Source organism: Alistipes finegoldii DSM 17242, from assembly GCF_000265365.1.
Taxonomy (GTDB): domain Bacteria; phylum Bacteroidota; class Bacteroidia; order Bacteroidales; family Rikenellaceae; genus Alistipes; species Alistipes finegoldii.
Window position 1 is genome coordinate 919,990 of sequence record NC_018011.1, and the last position, 14,661, is coordinate 934,650.

Genomic DNA, 14,661 nt, shown 5'->3' on the forward strand with positions numbered 1-14,661 from the left:
TCAGCAATATATTTTAATTGTAATTTTCGTGGGAAAATTATACCTTTGTCCGTATAAGATTAAACAAAGATAATGAATTTTTCCAAAAATGCAATACTGCTCGCTGGAATCCTCCTGACGGCATTCGGAAGCCTGCGGGCGCAGGTCCGCCAGACCCGCGAGGAGTATATCGACCGTTACAAATCCATCGCCGTGGCCCACATGGAGCGTTACGGCATCCCGGCCAGCATCACCATGGCGCAGGGCATCCTCGAATCCGACTGCGGCAACAGCCGTCTCTCGATAATGTCCAACAACCACTTCGGCATCAAGTGCAAACGCAACTGGACGGGCGAAAAAGTCTACCACGACGACGACGCCAAAGGCGAGTGCTTCCGCAGCTATCCCACGGTCGAAGCCTCGTACCAAGACCATGCCGAATTCCTCGACACGCAGCCCCGCTACGACTCGCTGTTCGCCTACTCCCCGACCGACTACAAAAGCTGGGCGCGGGGACTGAAGGCCGCCGGCTACGCCACGGCGCCCGACTATGCGCAGCGGCTCTGCCGCATCATCGAGGAGGCCCAGCTCTTCCTGCTGGACCAGCCCGACGGCGAGCGGCTCTACGCTTCGCGTTCGGGCCGCAAGATCACCGATCCCGAAGGCTGGTTCACCGACCAGACCAGCATGGAGCGCCCGGCCGACGCATCGTCGGCCGTCGATCCGGACAACTACCGCGTGACAATCAACGCCCACAACGGCTACAACGTCTATGCGACCAACGGCGTGCACTACGTGCTGGCCAAGGAGGGCGACACGTTCGAGAACATCGGGAAGAAATTCCGCATTTCGGCACGCAATCTGCGCAAGTTCAACGATCTGAAGGACAAGAAGGCCCAGCCGATGCCCCACGAGGTGGTCTACATCGAGCGCAAGAAAAAACGCTGGGAGGGCAACGCCCACACCCACACCTGCCGTCAGGGCGAAACGGCCTACGCCGTGGGGCAGTCGTACGCCATCCGCACCCGCTCGATCGAGAAGCTCAACAAGCTCAGGCCGGGCGACACGCTCGAACAGGGCCGCCAGATACGCATAAAGTAAAACACACGATACCGTATGGAAACCACACCGCTAAGAAGCAAGATCCTCGATACGATCATCCGCAAATCGACGCTCAAGCAACGGATTTTCGACAACACCTTCTCGGCCTTCAACGAGCTGAAGGAGACGCTGCTCGAAATGGCCTCGGAGCTGGACGACGAGCTGGACGGCAAACTCGACCGCCGCGTGCGGCTCGAATACCGCGACCGCGGCAAGTTCGAAGCCCAGCTGCAGGTGGCCAACGACATCCTGATATTCCAGATGCACACCGACATCTTCGAATTCGCCGCCGACCACCCGATCTGGCAGAATCCCTATGTGCAGGGCGACCGCGAAAACTCCTACTGCGGCCTGATCAACATCTACAACTTCCTCTCCGACTCGTTCAAGTTCAACCGCAACGCCGACGAAGGCTACCTCATCGGCCGCATCTTCATCAACCGCGAACGCCGCTACTTCGTCGAGGGCAAACAGCAGACCTCGATGCGGGCCGCGGAGTTCGGCAAAAGCGAAATCGGCCATGACGCGCTCATCGCCATCCTCGAAGAGGCGATCTGGTTCGCCCTGAACTTCGACCTGCTGATGCCGCCTTACGAGGACAACAAGCGCGTGACGGTCGATCAGTTCAACACCAAGATGGACAACTCGAAATTCGTCACGGGCAAGCGGCTCGGCTACGATTTCGAAGTGGAGGACATTTAAAACGGAATTTACATTGAAAGCATCGTTAATTACGCTCCTTGCGGCCGCACTGCTCGGAGCGGGCATCGTACAGGCCCAGAACGAATACGCCGAAATCGCCCGACTGCGGGGCATGAACCAGACCGTCCGCGGCATCCGCTCGATGGCCGACGGCGAGCACTACACCACGCTCGAAGGCAGCAACATCATCCGCCACAGCTACGCCGCGGCGGGACCGGGCGAGCGGATGCTCCCTTCGTCCGCGGCCAACCTGACGATCACCGACTACTCCTTCTCGCCCGACGAGCGGCAGATACTGATCGCTTCGGGGTCGAAGCCGATCTACCGCCACTCCTATACGACCAGCTATTTTCTGGCTGCGGGCAACAGCCTGACGCCCGTACTCCGGGAGGCCGAAGCCCCGCGCGACGCTTCGTTCTCGCCCGACAGCAGACTGATCGCCTATTCGGACCGCAACGACCTTTACGTTTACGACACCGCCGCCCGGCAGACGCGCCGCATCACCGACGACGGTGCGTGGAATTCGGTCATCAACGGCACGACCGACTGGGTTTACGAGGAGGAGTTCGGCTTCACGAAAGCCTATGCCTTTTCGCCCGACAGCCGCCGCATCGCCTACCTGCGCTTCGACGAATCTCAGGTGCCACTGATGGAGATGATGCGCTTCGACGGCAAGCTCTACAATCAGGCCTACTCGTTCAAATACCCCAAGGCCGGCGAACGCAATTCGACGGTCGAAGTGTGGGTCTGCGACCTCGCGACCGGCGCCAAAGAGCGCATCGACACGGGCCGCGAAACCGACCAGTACATCCCCCGCATCGGCTGGACCCCCGACGGGCGGCTCTACTTCTTCCGGCTCAACCGCCGCCAGAACACCTTCGAGGTGATTCTCTGCGAGCCTAACGGCGCCCAGCGGACGATCTACGACGAACGTTCGCAGCAGTACGTCGAGCGCGTGGACGACTCCTCGCTCACGTTCGTGGACAAAGACCGCTTCCTCGTACGGCAGGAGAGCCACACGGGATACATGCACCTCTACCTCTACAGCATCCGCCGGGGTTTCCTCGCGCAGGTGACCAAGGGCGACTGGGAGGTGACCGACGTCGCGGGCACCGACGGCAAGCGCGTGTGGTACCTCTCGACTGAGACCTCCCCCCTGCGCCGCAACCTCTACAGCGTGCGGCTCGACGGCACGCAGAAACGCCGCCTGACCACGGGCGAAGGCTTCTATACGATCGCGCCGAGCGCCGACATGAAATACTACATATCGACCTTCTCCAACGCCGCGACCCCCAACCGGGTCGAGATCTGCGACGGCGAGGGCAACCCGGTCCGCCTGCTGGCCGACAGCAAGGCCCTGCGCGATGAGCTGGCCGCCGCGAACCGCCCGCAAAAGGAGTTCTTCACCTTCGCCACCGAGCGCGGCGACACGCTCAACGCCTACATCGTCAAGCCCCGCGGCTTCGACCCTTCGCAACGCTACCCCGTCCTGCTGACGCAGTATTCGGGTCCCGGTTCGCAGTCGGTGCGCGACCGCTGGTCGCTCGACTGGGAGGACGCGCGGGCCGACAAGGGCTATATCGTGGTCTGCGCCGACGGACGCGGCACGGGTTTCCGGGGCGAGAAATTCAAGAAACAGACCTACGGACGGCTGGGCGCGCTCGAAGTCGAGGATCAGCTCTCGCTGGCCCGCTACATGGCGGCGCAGCCCTATGCCGACCCGGCGCGCATCGGCATCTACGGCTGGTCCTACGGCGGATTCATGGCCCTGAGCTGCGCGCTCAAAGGGCACGGACTGTTCAAAATGGCAATCGCCGTGGCGCCCGTCACTTCGTGGCGCTACTACGACTCGATCTACACCGAAATCTACAACAACCTGCCGCAGTACAACGCTTCGGGTTACGACGACAACTCGCCGCTCAACTTCGCCCGGATGCTCGACGACACCAAGACCCGCCTGCTGATCATCCACGGCACGGCCGACGACAACGTCCACTTCCAGAACACCGTCGAGATGACCCGCGCCCTGAACCGCTGCGGCAAGCAGTACGACATGATGGTCTACCCCGACCAGAACCACTCGATGCAGCCCCACGACACGGCGAACGTACGGCAGAAAATGATCCGCTACACGCTGGACAACCTTTAAAACGAGACGATATGGAACGGATGCTCTTCATCGAAACACCCGTCGGAAAACTCGGCATCACGGCTTCGGACGAAGCCGTCACCCGCATCTTCTTCGGCCGCGAATACCGCAACCGGCGCAGACCGCGCAACGCCCCGGAGACGTGTACGCCGGAGACGGCCGGTCCCCTGCTCCTGCAGGCGGCGGCCGAGCTGGCCGAATACTTCGCAGGAACGCGCCGCGAGTTCACCCTCCCGCTGGCGCCCGCCGGCACTCCATTCCAGCAAGCCGTGTGGGAGGCCCTGAGGACGATCCCTTATGGCGAGACCCGCACCTACGGCCAGATCGCGGCGCAGATCGGCCGCCCGACGGCCTGCCGCGCGGTAGGCATGGCCAACAACCGCAACCCGATCGCCATCGTCGTCCCCTGCCACCGCGTGGTCGGCAGCACGGGCGCACTGGTCGGCTATGCCGGAGGTCTGGGCGTGAAAACCCACCTGCTGAATCTCGAAAAAGCCCACGAAGACTGACGGCGCGACGGCCCCGGACAACGGCAGGCGACCGGCCTCAAGAAGCACACAAGACGGCCTCGGCCGGACAACTGAAACGGCGGCAGGCCCGCCGGCATTGCGCTGGCAAAAACTCATCCGCACGAAAAGAGGGCGGCATCCGCAGAAGATGCCGCCCTCTTTTTCCATTCACCCCGTCAAAGCCCGAACGCGAAAGCGTTTATACCGTCGTATACGGCGCTGACGACTCCCAGCAGCAGGACGCCCGCCATGCAGAGCGCAAGACTGATGCGGGTATAGCGGTCGCTGCGGAACGGCGCGACGGGCGCATCGTTCGGAGTGATATACATCGCCTTGACCACCAGCAGGTAGTAATAGAGCGAGATGACCGTATTGATCAGCGCGATGAACACCAGCAGGTGGAAGCCGCCTTTGAACGCCGCGGCGAAGACGAAGAACTTCGAGAAGAACCCGGCAAAGGGCGGAATGCCCGCCAGCGAGAAGAGCGCGAGGGTCATCATCAGCGCCAGCTTGGGATTGGTGCGGTACAGCCCGTTGTAATCTTCGATCCCGACCTTGCCGCCGCTATGCTGCTCGACCGTCGAAACGACACCGAAAACCGCGAGGTTCGCGGCCATGTAAACCAGCACGTAGAAGACCAGCGAAGTCATGCCGAAGGCGCTCCCGCCGATCACGGCCAGCATGATGTAACCGGCCTGCGAGATGGACGAGAAGGCGAGGAAGCGTTTCAGGTCCTTCTGCCGGATGGCGAAGAGGTTCGCCACCGTGATCGACAGCACCGTCACGGCATAGAGCAGCGTCTGCCACTGCCCGATCATCGGCCCGAAGACCTTCATCAGCACGGTCATCAGCACGAACGCCGCCGAGCCTTTCGACACCACCGACAGGTAGGAGGTCACCGTCGTCGGCGCGCCCTGATAGGTGTCGGCGGTCCAGAGGTGGAACGGGACCAGCGAAATCTTGAACCCCAGCCCCGCGAAGAAGAAGACCATGGCCATGATCTGCAGCGGCGAACCCGTAATGCGCGCCGCCATATCGTCGAAATAGAGCGTCCCGGTCGTCCCGTAGAAGAACGAGATTCCATAGAGCATCAGCCCGCTGGCGAAGAGGGCGCAGAGGATGTACTTCGCACCCGCCTCGGCCGAATAACGCTTGTACTTGTCGAACGCCACCAGACAGGCCATCGGCACCGAAGCCAGCTCCATGCCGATAAAGAAAAGCAGGAAGTTGCCCGCGCCGACCATCAGATACATGCCCAGCAGCGTCGAGAGGGTCAGGATGTAGAACTCGCCCTGCTTGTGGGCCGTATCCCCGCGGCGCAGCCACGCATCGGCCTGCAGGAAGACGATCAGCGTCCCGACGGTCAGCACGCTCTTGACGATGGAGTGCATCGGCACGTACTGGAACATGCCCCCGAACACTTCGCCCGGAGTCCCCGGAACGACATTGACCGCGACCTGCAGCGCGAGCAGTCCGCAGGCGACGGCCGAAAACCGGCGGCGTCCCCGCTCCCCCGCGATCAGGTCATAGAGAAACAGCAGGACGATCACCGCGATGAGCGTCACTTCGGCCTGCATAGAGGTAAATATGTTGCTGTAATCCATAATCGCTTAACTCATTAATTGTGCAATGATGCCCGTCACGCTCTCCCGGATCATGTCACTCACCCACAGCGGCGCGAGACCCATGCCGGCGATGGCGGCGACGAGACAGACGACCGACAGCCGCTCGTCCCACGTGGCGTCCGTCAGTTTGAGGTGGTGTTCGTCGGTGCAGGTGCCGTAAATAATTTTCCCCACCACCCGCAGGATGTAAACCGCCGTAATCACGATGCTCGTGCAGGCGATGATCGTCACGACGCGGTGGAACGTGTCGTCGTTCATGAACGCGCCGTTGAAGATGGTCATCTCGGCCACGAAGCCGCTCAGCCCCGGCAGTCCGAGGTTCGCAAGACCCGCGATGACGTACCCCACCGCAAGGAAGGGCATGACCTTCATCAGGCCGCTCAGCTCGCGGATGTCGCGCGTATGCGTACGGCCGTAAATCATGCCGATCAGGGCGAAGAAGAGAGCCGTCATCAGGCCGTGGCTCAGCATCTGCAGAATCGCTCCCGTTCCGGCCGTGGTGTTCATCATCAGAATGGCGAAGAGCACCAGCCCGCAGTGCGACACCGACGAATAGGCGTTGATGTATTTGAGGTCGGTCTGCACGCAGGCCGCCAAAGCCCCGTAGACGACCGAGATCGTCGTCAGGACGATGAATATCCAGCTCAGTTCGTGCGCCGCCTCAGGCATCAGGTACATCGCCACGCGGAAACAGCCGTAACCGCCCAGCTTCATCAGCACCCCGGCATGGAGCATCGAGACCGCCGTCGGAGCCGAGGCATGGCCGTCGGGACTCCACGTATGGAACGGGAACAGCGCGCCCAGCACGCCGAACCCGACGAAGACCAGCGGAAACCAGACATACTGCTGCGCGAGCGGAATGCTGTGCAACTGCGCGATTTCCAGAATATTCATCGTCGTCGCCCCGGCGCCGAAATAGATGCCCAGAATGCCGATCAGCAGCAGCGCCGAACCGCCCATGAGCATCAGCGTCAGCTTCATGGCGGCATACTCCTTGCGGCCGCTGCCCCAGACGCCTATCAGCAGGTACATCGGGATCAGCGCCACCTCGTAGAACATGAACATCGTGAAGAGGTCCACCGAGATAAAGAACCCGAAAACGCCGACGCTCAGCAGGCAGAACCAGAGGAAGTACTCCTTGATCTGCGTTTGCATCCGCCACGAAGCGAACGTACCCGTAAATACGATGACGGCCGACAGCAGCAGCATGGCGACCGAGATGCCGTCCACGCCCACCGCATAGTGGATATCGAGCGGAGCGTACCACACATGGCTCGCGGTAAAGAGCATGGCGGCCGTCTCGCCCGCTTCGCGCAGGCCGAGGTAGCGCACCACCAGCACCGCCGCCAGCAACAGCAGCAGCGAAGAGCCCGCCACCATCACGGCACGGATCTGCCGCGTCGATTTCGACAGCCAAAGTCCCAGCATCATCAGCAGCGGAATGGCGGGAAACAAGGATAACATATTCATAATAACTTCAAATTAACGGATTAACAGCAGGATGATCGTAAAGCCCAGCGCCCCGCCGAGGAACCAGATGCAGTAACGCTGCACGCTGCCGCTCTGCATGTCGCGGATCGCGTACGCCGCGCCGCCGGCCGCCCTTGCTAGCAGATTCATAAAGCCGTCCACGACGTGGCGGTCGAACCACGCGATCGGGGTCGAAACAAAGCGGAAGATCACCTTGTGGGTGACGAACTGATAAACGTCGTCGATATAGAACCGGTTATAGGCCGCCCTGTGCAGGCCGCGGAACCGCAGGGCCAGCCGGTCGGCAACGGGCTGCCGCTCGCGCAGGTACATCCACGTGGCCAGCGCAATGCCCGCGGCAGCCACGCAAAGGCTCACGCCCGCCACACGCCAGTCGATATGGATGGTGTAGGGCATGCCGTCGCTGCTGACGAACTTTCCGAACGGGATCGCGCCCCCGACGAGCGTCACCGCCGCCAGAAACACCAGCGGCAGGGTCATCGTCAGCGGAGCCTCATGCGGCCTGTGCGCGGCATGCAGCTCCCGGTTCTCGCGCCCCCAGAAGATATTGTAGTACAGGCGGAACATGTAGAACGCCGTCAGTCCGGCGACGGCGGTCATCAGCCACCCCATCGCGGGGCTGAATGCGAAGCAGGCCGTCAGAATCTCGTCCTTCGAGAAGAAACCGCTCAGGGGCCAGATGCCGGCAATGGCGAGACAGGCGACGAGGAACGTGGCGTGCGTCACGGGCATATACCTGCGCAGGCCGCCCATGGCCGACATTTCGTTGGAGTGGACGGCGTGGATGATACATCCGGCGCCGAGGAACAGCAGGGCCTTGAACATGGCGTGCGTGAAGAGGTGGAACATCGAAGCCATGTACCCCAGCCCGCCCGCATGCGGATCGGCCGAGGTGCAGACGCCCAGCGCCACGATCATAAAACCGATCTGCGAAATGGTGCTGAACGCCAGCACGCGCTTGATATCGCTTTGGACGCAGGCCACCACGGCGGCGTACAGCGCCGTAAAGGCACCGATGTAGGCCGTCCAGTGGAGCACTTCGGGCGCATAGCCGATAAAGAGCGGGAACATGCGCGCCACGAGGTAGACGCCCGCCACGACCATCGTCGCGGCGTGGATCAGCGCCGACACGGGCGTCGGGCCTTCCATGGCGTCGGGCAGCCAGATGTGGAGCGGGAACATGGCGCTCTTGCCCGCGCCGCCGATGAACATCAGCCCCAGCGCCAGCGGGATCATCGTCCCGGCGGCGGCCAGCAGCCGCACCTCCGGCGTAAAGGAGAACGTCCCGGCGTAATAGCCGTAGAAGAGGATTCCGACGAGGAATCCCAGATCGGCGAAGCGCGTCACGATAAAGGCCTTCTTCGACGCGGCGACGGCCTCCTTCTTCGTATAGTAGAAGCCGATCAGCAGATAAGAGCTGACGCCCACCAGCTCCCAGAACAGGTACATCTGGAAAATATTGGTCGCCACCACAAGTCCCATCATACTCATCGTAAACAGCGACAGGAACGCATAGTAACGCTGGAAACCCCGTTCACCCTTCATGTAGCCCAGCGAGTAGACATGCACCATCAGCGAGACGGTCGAGATCACCACGAGCATCATCACCGAAATCGGGTCCAGCAGGATGCCCATGTCGATATGCAGCGTACGGCTGATCGGCAGCCAGACCGTATTCCACGGAATCAGCGTCGGGAACGCCCCGGCGGCATCGCGCCCGGCCATGAAGTATTCGAACGCCGTGCAGCAGCTCAGCAGCATCACCACCCCCAGCACCGCCGTGCCGACGAGGCCCGCCGCCACGGGCTTGAGCTTCATGCCGGCCAAGCCTAAGAAGAGGAAGCTCAGCAGGGGCAGCAGCAGAATCAGAATCGTATATTCCATAAGAGTCGTTTTTCGTTTTCGGCTACCACTTCATCTCCCGCAGGCTCTTGACCTCGATATTGCGGATGTTGCGGTAAATATTGATGATAATGGCGATGGCGACGGCCGTCTCCGCGGCGCTGATCCCGATGGCGAACAGCGTAAAGAAGAACCCTTCCAGTTGTTCCGGGAAGAGGAACCGGTTGAAGACGACGAAGTTGATATCGACCGAATTGAGGATCAGCTCGACGGAAATCAGCATCGCCAGCAGGTTGCGGCGCGTGACAAATCCGTAAATTCCCACGAACATCATGATCGTGGAGAGGACGAGATAATATTCCATGTGTATCATAGCCGTACTTTTTTAGCGTTTGCGTGCGATGAGGATTCCGCCGACTATGCAGGCCAGCAGCAGGATGCTGATGACCTCGAACGGCAGCACGTAGCCGTATTTGCCGCTGCTCATCAGCGCATGGCCGATGGTCTGCACGTGCAGTTCGCCGTGAACGAAATGCGAAGGCCTGAAATCGTGTCCGAGCGTCACATAAAGGCAGACGCCGAGACTCAGCAGCGTCGCGGCCAGCCCCACGAAGAGTTTATATCCCCGCAGGTCCTCCGACTTGTCGCCCTGACTCGACGTCAAAAGAATCGAAAAGACGTACAGCACCGTGATGCCGCCGGCATAGATCAGCAGCTGCACCGCGCCGAGGAACGAATAGTTGAGCTGGAAATAGATGCCCGCCGTACCGAACAGCACGAACAGCAGGTAGGTCGCCGCGCGCAGGATGCGCTTGGTCGTCACAGCCAGCAGAGCGCTCACGGCCGTGAAGACCGCCAGCACCGTAAAGACGATTAATTCGAGTGTTATCTCCATGGCTTACTGTTTATTCAGGGTTTTGACCAGCTTTTCGCGCGTGTAGACCGCATGTTCGAAGTCGGTCGAGAAACGGATCGCCCCGGTCGGGCAGGCATTGACGCACAGACGGCAGAACATGCACGCCCCCAGATCGTACTCGTAGAGCACCAGCCGCTTGCGGCTCTTGCCCGTTTCGGGATCGGCGACCACTTCGGTCGTGATGCGGATGGTGCCGTTGGGACACGCCGACTGACACAGGCCGCAGGCGATACACTTGTTCCGGCCCTCGGCGTCGTGCGGCATGGTCAGTTCGCCGCAGAAGCGGTCGAACATCCTGAGCGTGGCGCGGTTCTCCGGATACTGCTCGGTGACCTTGGGCGTGAAAAACTCACGGCCCGTCACCTTGAGTCCCGTCAACAGGGACCCCAGTCCGTGAAAGAATCCTTTGATATAGCTTTTCATGGCTAAAAATGCAGTTTAAATACGACGACAACGACCATCAGCAGCAGGTTGGCCAGTCCGATCGGCACCAGATACTTCCATTCGAGCGTCAGTATCTGGTCGATACGCAGGCGCGGGAATGTCCACTTGATCCACATCAGCAGCCACACCACGAAGAACGCCTTGCCGAAGAACCAGACGAAGCCCGGAATGTAGTCCATCGCGGCGTTGAAGCCCTCCCAGCCAGAGATATGCAGCGGCATCCACCCTCCGAGGAAGATCGTGGCGGCCACGCCCGCGACGATGAACAGATTGACGAATTCGGCGACGTAGAAGAGTCCGAAGTGCATGCCCGAATATTCGGTGTGATACCCCGCCGTCAGCTCCGACTCGGCTTCCGGCAGGTCGAACGGGCCGCGGTTCACCTCGGCGTTGCCCGCGATCAGGTAGATCACGAAGGCGATCAGCGCCGGAATATGGCCCTTGAAGATAAACCAGCCGTCGGCCTGCCGGGCCACGATTTCGGAGAACTGCATGGTGTCGGTCAGCACGATGATCGTCAGGATCGAAAGGCCGATCGAAAGCTCGTACGAAATCATCTGCGCGCCGCTCCGCATGGCGCCGATGAGCGAATACTTGTTGTTGGAACTCCATCCCGCCAGCAGGATGCCGACCACGCCGATCGACGACGCGGCCATCATGAAGAAGACGCCCACGTTGAAGTCCAGCACCTCCAGCCCCTTGTTCACGGGCAGGCAGGCGAACGCCAGCACCGACGCCAGAATGACGATGTAGGGCGCGAGGTTGTAGAGGAACTTGTCCGAACGGCGGATGGTGATAATCTCCTTGGTGAGCATTTTGAATACGTCGCAGATGACCTGCAACGTGCCCCACGGCCCCACGCGCACCGGCCCCAGACGGCACTGGAAGGCCGCGCAGACCTTGCGCTCCATGAAGATCATCAGGATGGCGATCACCGTATACATCAGCAGCAGGCATACGCCGACGATCACGCACTCCAGAAAGACCGCCAGTCCGAGGGGCATCAGCGACGTGAGCAGCCCGTGAATCCAGCTCGTTACTATACTAAAATCAAACATATCTGTAAGTTTTTCCTTTTTCAATCCGTTTTCCGCTCTCCCCGGCTGCAATTCACGGTCTCTGGCCGTGCTTACAAGTCTGCCCCTCTCCTAAATCCCCTCATCGAAGGGGACTTATCCGCCTGCGGCGGAAAAAACATCGGGAAAAGCCGGCGCCGACCGGCGAAGCTTTCAACCGCTCACCGGTCTATATCGGGTACGACGTAATCGAGCGTGCCTCCGATGGCGATCAGGTCGGCGATCTTCGTCCCCTTCGCTATGGTTTCGAGACACGACACCAGCGGCAGTCCCGTCGAACGGAACTTCATGCGGTAAGGCGACTTGTCGCCCCGGCTCTCGATAAACACGCCGAATTCGCCGCGGCTCCCCTCGACGGCGGCGTAGTAGCTGCCTTCGGGAATGCGGATCACCGGCTTCATCTTCAACTGGTATTCCCCTTCGGGAATATTGTCGATCAGCTGTTCGACGATGTTCATGCTCTGCTCGATCTCGCGCATGCGGACCATGTAGCGGGCGAAGCAGTCGCCCTCGGTGAAGAGCACCTCCTCGAAACCGACCTTGCCGTACATGGCGTAGGGATGCCGCTTGCGCACGTCGCAGGCCCAGCCGGCGGCGCGTCCCGTGCCGCCCGTGGCGCCGAACGAGATCGCATCCTCACGGGTCAGCACGCCCGTTCCCTTCAGGCGTTCCTGCGCGATGACGTTGCCCGTGAATATTTCGTGGTATTCGCGCAGCAGCGGACGCATATAGGCGATGAACTCCTTGACCTTACGCACGAATTCGGGATGGATGTCGGCCTGCACGCCGCCGATGGTGTTGTAGGTCTGTATCAGGCGGCCTCCCGTGGTCTGCTCCAGAATGTCGAGCACCTTCTCACGGTCGCGGAACCCGTAGAAGAACGCCGTCAAAGCCCCCATGTCCATACAGAGACACGCGAAGAACAGCAGGTGCGAATCGATGCGCTGCAGCTCGTCCATGATCGTGCGGATATACTGCACCCGCTCCGACACCTCGACGCCCAGCCCCTTCTCGATGCACATACAGAGCGCATGGCGGTTCTGCGCGGCCCCCAGATAATCCAGCCGGTCCGTAAGGGCCAGCGTCTGGGGATAGGTCAGCCCCTCGCACAACTTCTCGATGCCGCGGTGGATATAACCGCAGTGCACGTCGAGCTTCTTGATGATCTCGCCCTCCAGCGACACTCGGAAGCGCAGCACGCCGTGCGTCGCAGGGTGCTGGGGACCGACGTTGATGACGTATTCGTCCTCTTCGAAGAGCACGTTGCGCTTGCGGATGAAACTGCCGTCGGAGGTCAGCTCGAAACTCGGAGCGCTGTCCATCGACACCTCGTTGGTCATGCGCAGCGGATTGAGCGCCGGATCGTAATCCTTGCGCAGGGGATACCCCACCCAGTCGTCGCGCAGGAACAGCCGCCGCATGTCGGGATGGTTCAGAAACCCGATGCCGAAATAGTCGAACACCTCGCGTTCGTTCAGCTCGGCGGCCTTCCACAAATCGCAGACCGAGGGCAGGCCGCATTTCTCGCGGCTCGGCGTCAGCGTCCGCAGGACGACGTTTTCGCCCGTGGCAGAGGCTTCGAGGTGATAGACGGCTCCGAAGCCCTCTTCGCCCCAGTCCATGCCCGTCAGACTGCGCAGGAAATCGAATCCCTCGGCCCTGAGCCGGGCGGCCAGATCGTGAAACTTCTCCGCGGGCACGGTCCACATGCCGTCGCCCGCCTCGGACCATACGGCCTGAGGTTCCCATGCCGTTATCTTGTCTTTCAGCGTCATACTCATTGCTTTTCTCCTCCTTCCACATTCAAATCGTTCCGCTCCGAAGTCAGGTCGCGGCGCAGCAGCTCTTCATACTCTTCGCGGCCGATCTGCTTGTTCACCCCGCCGAAGAAACGCTGCAACTTCACTTTGCGCTGCAGCTGCATCAGTCCGTAAAGCATCGCTTCGGGCCGCGGCGGACAGCCGGGTATATAGACATCGACGGGCAGAATCCTGTCCACGCCGTTCAGCACATGATACGACTTCTTGAAAGGCCCGCCGCTGATGGCGCAGCCGCCCACGGCGATCACATACTTCGGATCGGCCATCTGGTCGTAAAGGCGCCTGAGCACCGGGGCCATTTTGTGGGTGATGGTGCCGGCGACCATGATGAAGTCGGCCTGACGCGGCGAGGCGCGGGCCACTTCGAACCCGAACCGGGCGAAATCGTAACGCGCCGCGCCCACGGCCATGAACTCGATGCCGCAGCAGCTCGTGGCGAAGGTCAGCGGCCACAGGCTGTTGCTGCGGCCCCACTCGATCAGCTCGTCCAGACAGCCCACGATCACGTTCGTATTGTTGTCGCGCAGTTCGGCGACCATCTTTTCGAGGTATTCGTTGTCGTTGAAATCTTCGTATTTCATCGACTTGATCTTCGGTTCTCTCTTTATTTCCATTCCAAAGCTCCTTTCCGCCATGCGTAGGCAAGGCCCAAAATCAGGACGACCAAAAAGAAGAGGATGCTCACCAGTCCGTATACGCCCAGCTCCTGCACGACGACGGCCCACGAAAAGAGGAACACCGTCTCGACGTCGAACATCAGGAACAGGATCGCAAAGAGGTAGTAACCCACCTTGAACTGCATCCACGACCGGCCCCGCGTCGGGATGCCGCACTCATATGCTTCGCCCTTCTGGGGGTTGTACGAACGCGGCGACACGGCGCGGGCGATACCCAGCGCGACTGCGACCAGCGCAATGGCCGTCAGGATGACGACCACCAATAGCGTGAAATACATAACCTGTTATTTTACGAATTTATATTCCGGAACACGAAAAACGGGCATGCCC

Annotated in this window: 14 protein-coding genes; 4 read left to right on the top strand and 10 right to left on the bottom strand. The window is 60.8% G+C overall.

Annotated features, from left to right (window positions below; translation table 11 throughout):
• The first annotated feature begins 72 nt into the window (after window positions 1-72).
• From ALFI_RS04270 to ALFI_RS04285, 4 genes are read left to right on the top strand one after another with little or no spacing between them, the layout of a single operon-like run.
• Entirely contained in the window at window positions 73-1,080 is a 1,008-nt protein-coding gene (locus tag ALFI_RS04270; RefSeq protein WP_014774908.1) for a glucosaminidase domain-containing protein, read from the top strand.
• A 15-nt stretch (window positions 1,081-1,095) separates the two neighbouring features.
• Window positions 1,096-1,782 (top strand): hypothetical protein, encoded by a 687-nt coding sequence (locus tag ALFI_RS04275; protein ID WP_009599067.1) that lies wholly within the window; start codon window positions 1,096-1,098, stop codon window positions 1,780-1,782.
• A gap of 13 nt (window positions 1,783-1,795) precedes the next feature.
• A complete protein-coding gene (locus ALFI_RS04280) occupies window positions 1,796-3,931 on the top strand; it encodes a S9 family peptidase (RefSeq protein ID WP_014774909.1) in 2,136 nt (711 codons plus the stop codon).
• 11 nt (window positions 3,932-3,942) lie between these two features.
• Window positions 3,943-4,440: a methylated-DNA--[protein]-cysteine S-methyltransferase gene (locus ALFI_RS04285; RefSeq protein WP_014774910.1), complete on the top strand. Its 498-nt coding sequence runs from the start codon at window positions 3,943-3,945 to the stop codon at window positions 4,438-4,440.
• A 176-nt stretch (window positions 4,441-4,616) separates the two neighbouring features.
• Here ALFI_RS04285 and ALFI_RS04290 read toward each other — a convergent pair whose 3' ends face one another.
• The 10 genes from ALFI_RS04290 to ALFI_RS04335 all read right to left on the bottom strand — a co-directional run bounded on the left by ALFI_RS04290 (window position 4,617) and on the right by ALFI_RS04335 (window position 14,609).
• Window positions 4,617-6,044, bottom strand: a complete 1,428-nt coding sequence (locus tag ALFI_RS04290; protein WP_014774911.1) for an NADH-quinone oxidoreductase subunit N — start codon at window positions 6,042-6,044, stop codon at window positions 4,617-4,619.
• A gap of 6 nt (window positions 6,045-6,050) precedes the next feature.
• Window positions 6,051-7,535 (bottom strand): complex I subunit 4 family protein, encoded by a 1,485-nt coding sequence (locus ALFI_RS04295; RefSeq protein ID WP_014774912.1) that lies wholly within the window; start codon window positions 7,533-7,535, stop codon window positions 6,051-6,053.
• 12 nt (window positions 7,536-7,547) lie between these two features.
• On the bottom strand, window positions 7,548-9,440 hold the full coding sequence (gene nuoL / locus ALFI_RS04300) for an NADH-quinone oxidoreductase subunit L (protein ID WP_014774913.1): 1,893 nt from the start codon (window positions 9,438-9,440) through the stop codon (window positions 7,548-7,550).
• Window positions 9,441-9,462: 22 nt separating this feature from the next.
• Window positions 9,463-9,771: an NADH-quinone oxidoreductase subunit NuoK gene (nuoK, locus tag ALFI_RS04305; RefSeq protein WP_009599068.1), complete on the bottom strand. Its 309-nt coding sequence runs from the start codon at window positions 9,769-9,771 to the stop codon at window positions 9,463-9,465.
• A 12-nt stretch (window positions 9,772-9,783) separates the two neighbouring features.
• On the bottom strand, window positions 9,784-10,293 hold the full coding sequence (locus ALFI_RS04310) for an NADH-quinone oxidoreductase subunit J family protein (protein WP_014774914.1): 510 nt from the start codon (window positions 10,291-10,293) through the stop codon (window positions 9,784-9,786).
• 3 nt (window positions 10,294-10,296) lie between these two features.
• On the bottom strand, window positions 10,297-10,737 hold the full coding sequence (locus tag ALFI_RS04315; RefSeq protein WP_014774915.1) for a NuoI/complex I 23 kDa subunit family protein: 441 nt from the start codon (window positions 10,735-10,737) through the stop codon (window positions 10,297-10,299).
• A gap of 2 nt (window positions 10,738-10,739) precedes the next feature.
• The gene (gene nuoH / locus ALFI_RS04320) at window positions 10,740-11,816 is read right to left on the bottom strand and encodes an NADH-quinone oxidoreductase subunit NuoH (protein WP_009599064.1); all 1,077 of its coding nucleotides are present in this window, start codon (window positions 11,814-11,816) and stop codon (window positions 10,740-10,742) included.
• A gap of 179 nt (window positions 11,817-11,995) precedes the next feature.
• Window positions 11,996-13,543 (bottom strand): NADH-quinone oxidoreductase subunit D-related protein, encoded by a 1,548-nt coding sequence (locus ALFI_RS04325; RefSeq protein ID WP_193559103.1) that lies wholly within the window; start codon window positions 13,541-13,543, stop codon window positions 11,996-11,998.
• A gap of 68 nt (window positions 13,544-13,611) precedes the next feature.
• The gene (locus tag ALFI_RS04330) at window positions 13,612-14,268 is read right to left on the bottom strand and encodes an NADH-quinone oxidoreductase subunit B (RefSeq protein WP_009599052.1); all 657 of its coding nucleotides are present in this window, start codon (window positions 14,266-14,268) and stop codon (window positions 13,612-13,614) included.
• On the bottom strand, window positions 14,259-14,609 hold the full coding sequence (locus ALFI_RS04335; RefSeq protein WP_009599057.1) for an NADH-quinone oxidoreductase subunit A: 351 nt from the start codon (window positions 14,607-14,609) through the stop codon (window positions 14,259-14,261). Before ALFI_RS04335 ends, ALFI_RS04330 begins: the two co-directional genes overlap by 10 nt.
• Between the last annotated feature and the right edge of the window lie 52 nt (window positions 14,610-14,661).

Excerpts from the sequence above, each read along its gene's own strand:
- ALFI_RS04270 (WP_014774908.1), top strand. The coding sequence starts at position 73 with ATGAATTTTTCCAAAAATGCAATACTGCTCGCTGGAATCCTCCTGACG.
- ALFI_RS04335 (WP_009599057.1), bottom strand. The coding sequence starts at position 14,609 with ATGTATTTCACGCTATTGGTGGTCGTCATCCTGACGGCCATTGCGCTG.
- nuoK (WP_009599068.1), bottom strand. The coding sequence starts at position 9,771 with ATGATACACATGGAATATTATCTCGTCCTCTCCACGATCATGATGTTC.
- ALFI_RS04330 (WP_009599052.1), bottom strand. The coding sequence starts at position 14,268 with ATGGAAATAAAGAGAGAACCGAAGATCAAGTCGATGAAATACGAAGAT.
- ALFI_RS04275 (WP_009599067.1), top strand. The coding sequence starts at position 1,096 with ATGGAAACCACACCGCTAAGAAGCAAGATCCTCGATACGATCATCCGC.
- ALFI_RS04315 (WP_014774915.1), bottom strand. The coding sequence starts at position 10,737 with ATGAAAAGCTATATCAAAGGATTCTTTCACGGACTGGGGTCCCTGTTG.
- ALFI_RS04295 (WP_014774912.1), bottom strand. The coding sequence starts at position 7,535 with ATGAATATGTTATCCTTGTTTCCCGCCATTCCGCTGCTGATGATGCTG.
- nuoH (WP_009599064.1), bottom strand. The coding sequence starts at position 11,816 with ATGTTTGATTTTAGTATAGTAACGAGCTGGATTCACGGGCTGCTCACG.
- ALFI_RS04285 (WP_014774910.1), top strand. The coding sequence starts at position 3,943 with ATGGAACGGATGCTCTTCATCGAAACACCCGTCGGAAAACTCGGCATC.
- ALFI_RS04325 (WP_193559103.1), bottom strand. The coding sequence starts at position 13,543 with ATGTGGACCGTGCCCGCGGAGAAGTTTCACGATCTGGCCGCCCGGCTC.
- ALFI_RS04310 (WP_014774914.1), bottom strand. The coding sequence starts at position 10,293 with ATGGAGATAACACTCGAATTAATCGTCTTTACGGTGCTGGCGGTCTTC.
- ALFI_RS04290 (WP_014774911.1), bottom strand. The coding sequence starts at position 6,044 with ATGGATTACAGCAACATATTTACCTCTATGCAGGCCGAAGTGACGCTC.
- nuoL (WP_014774913.1), bottom strand. The coding sequence starts at position 9,440 with ATGGAATATACGATTCTGATTCTGCTGCTGCCCCTGCTGAGCTTCCTC.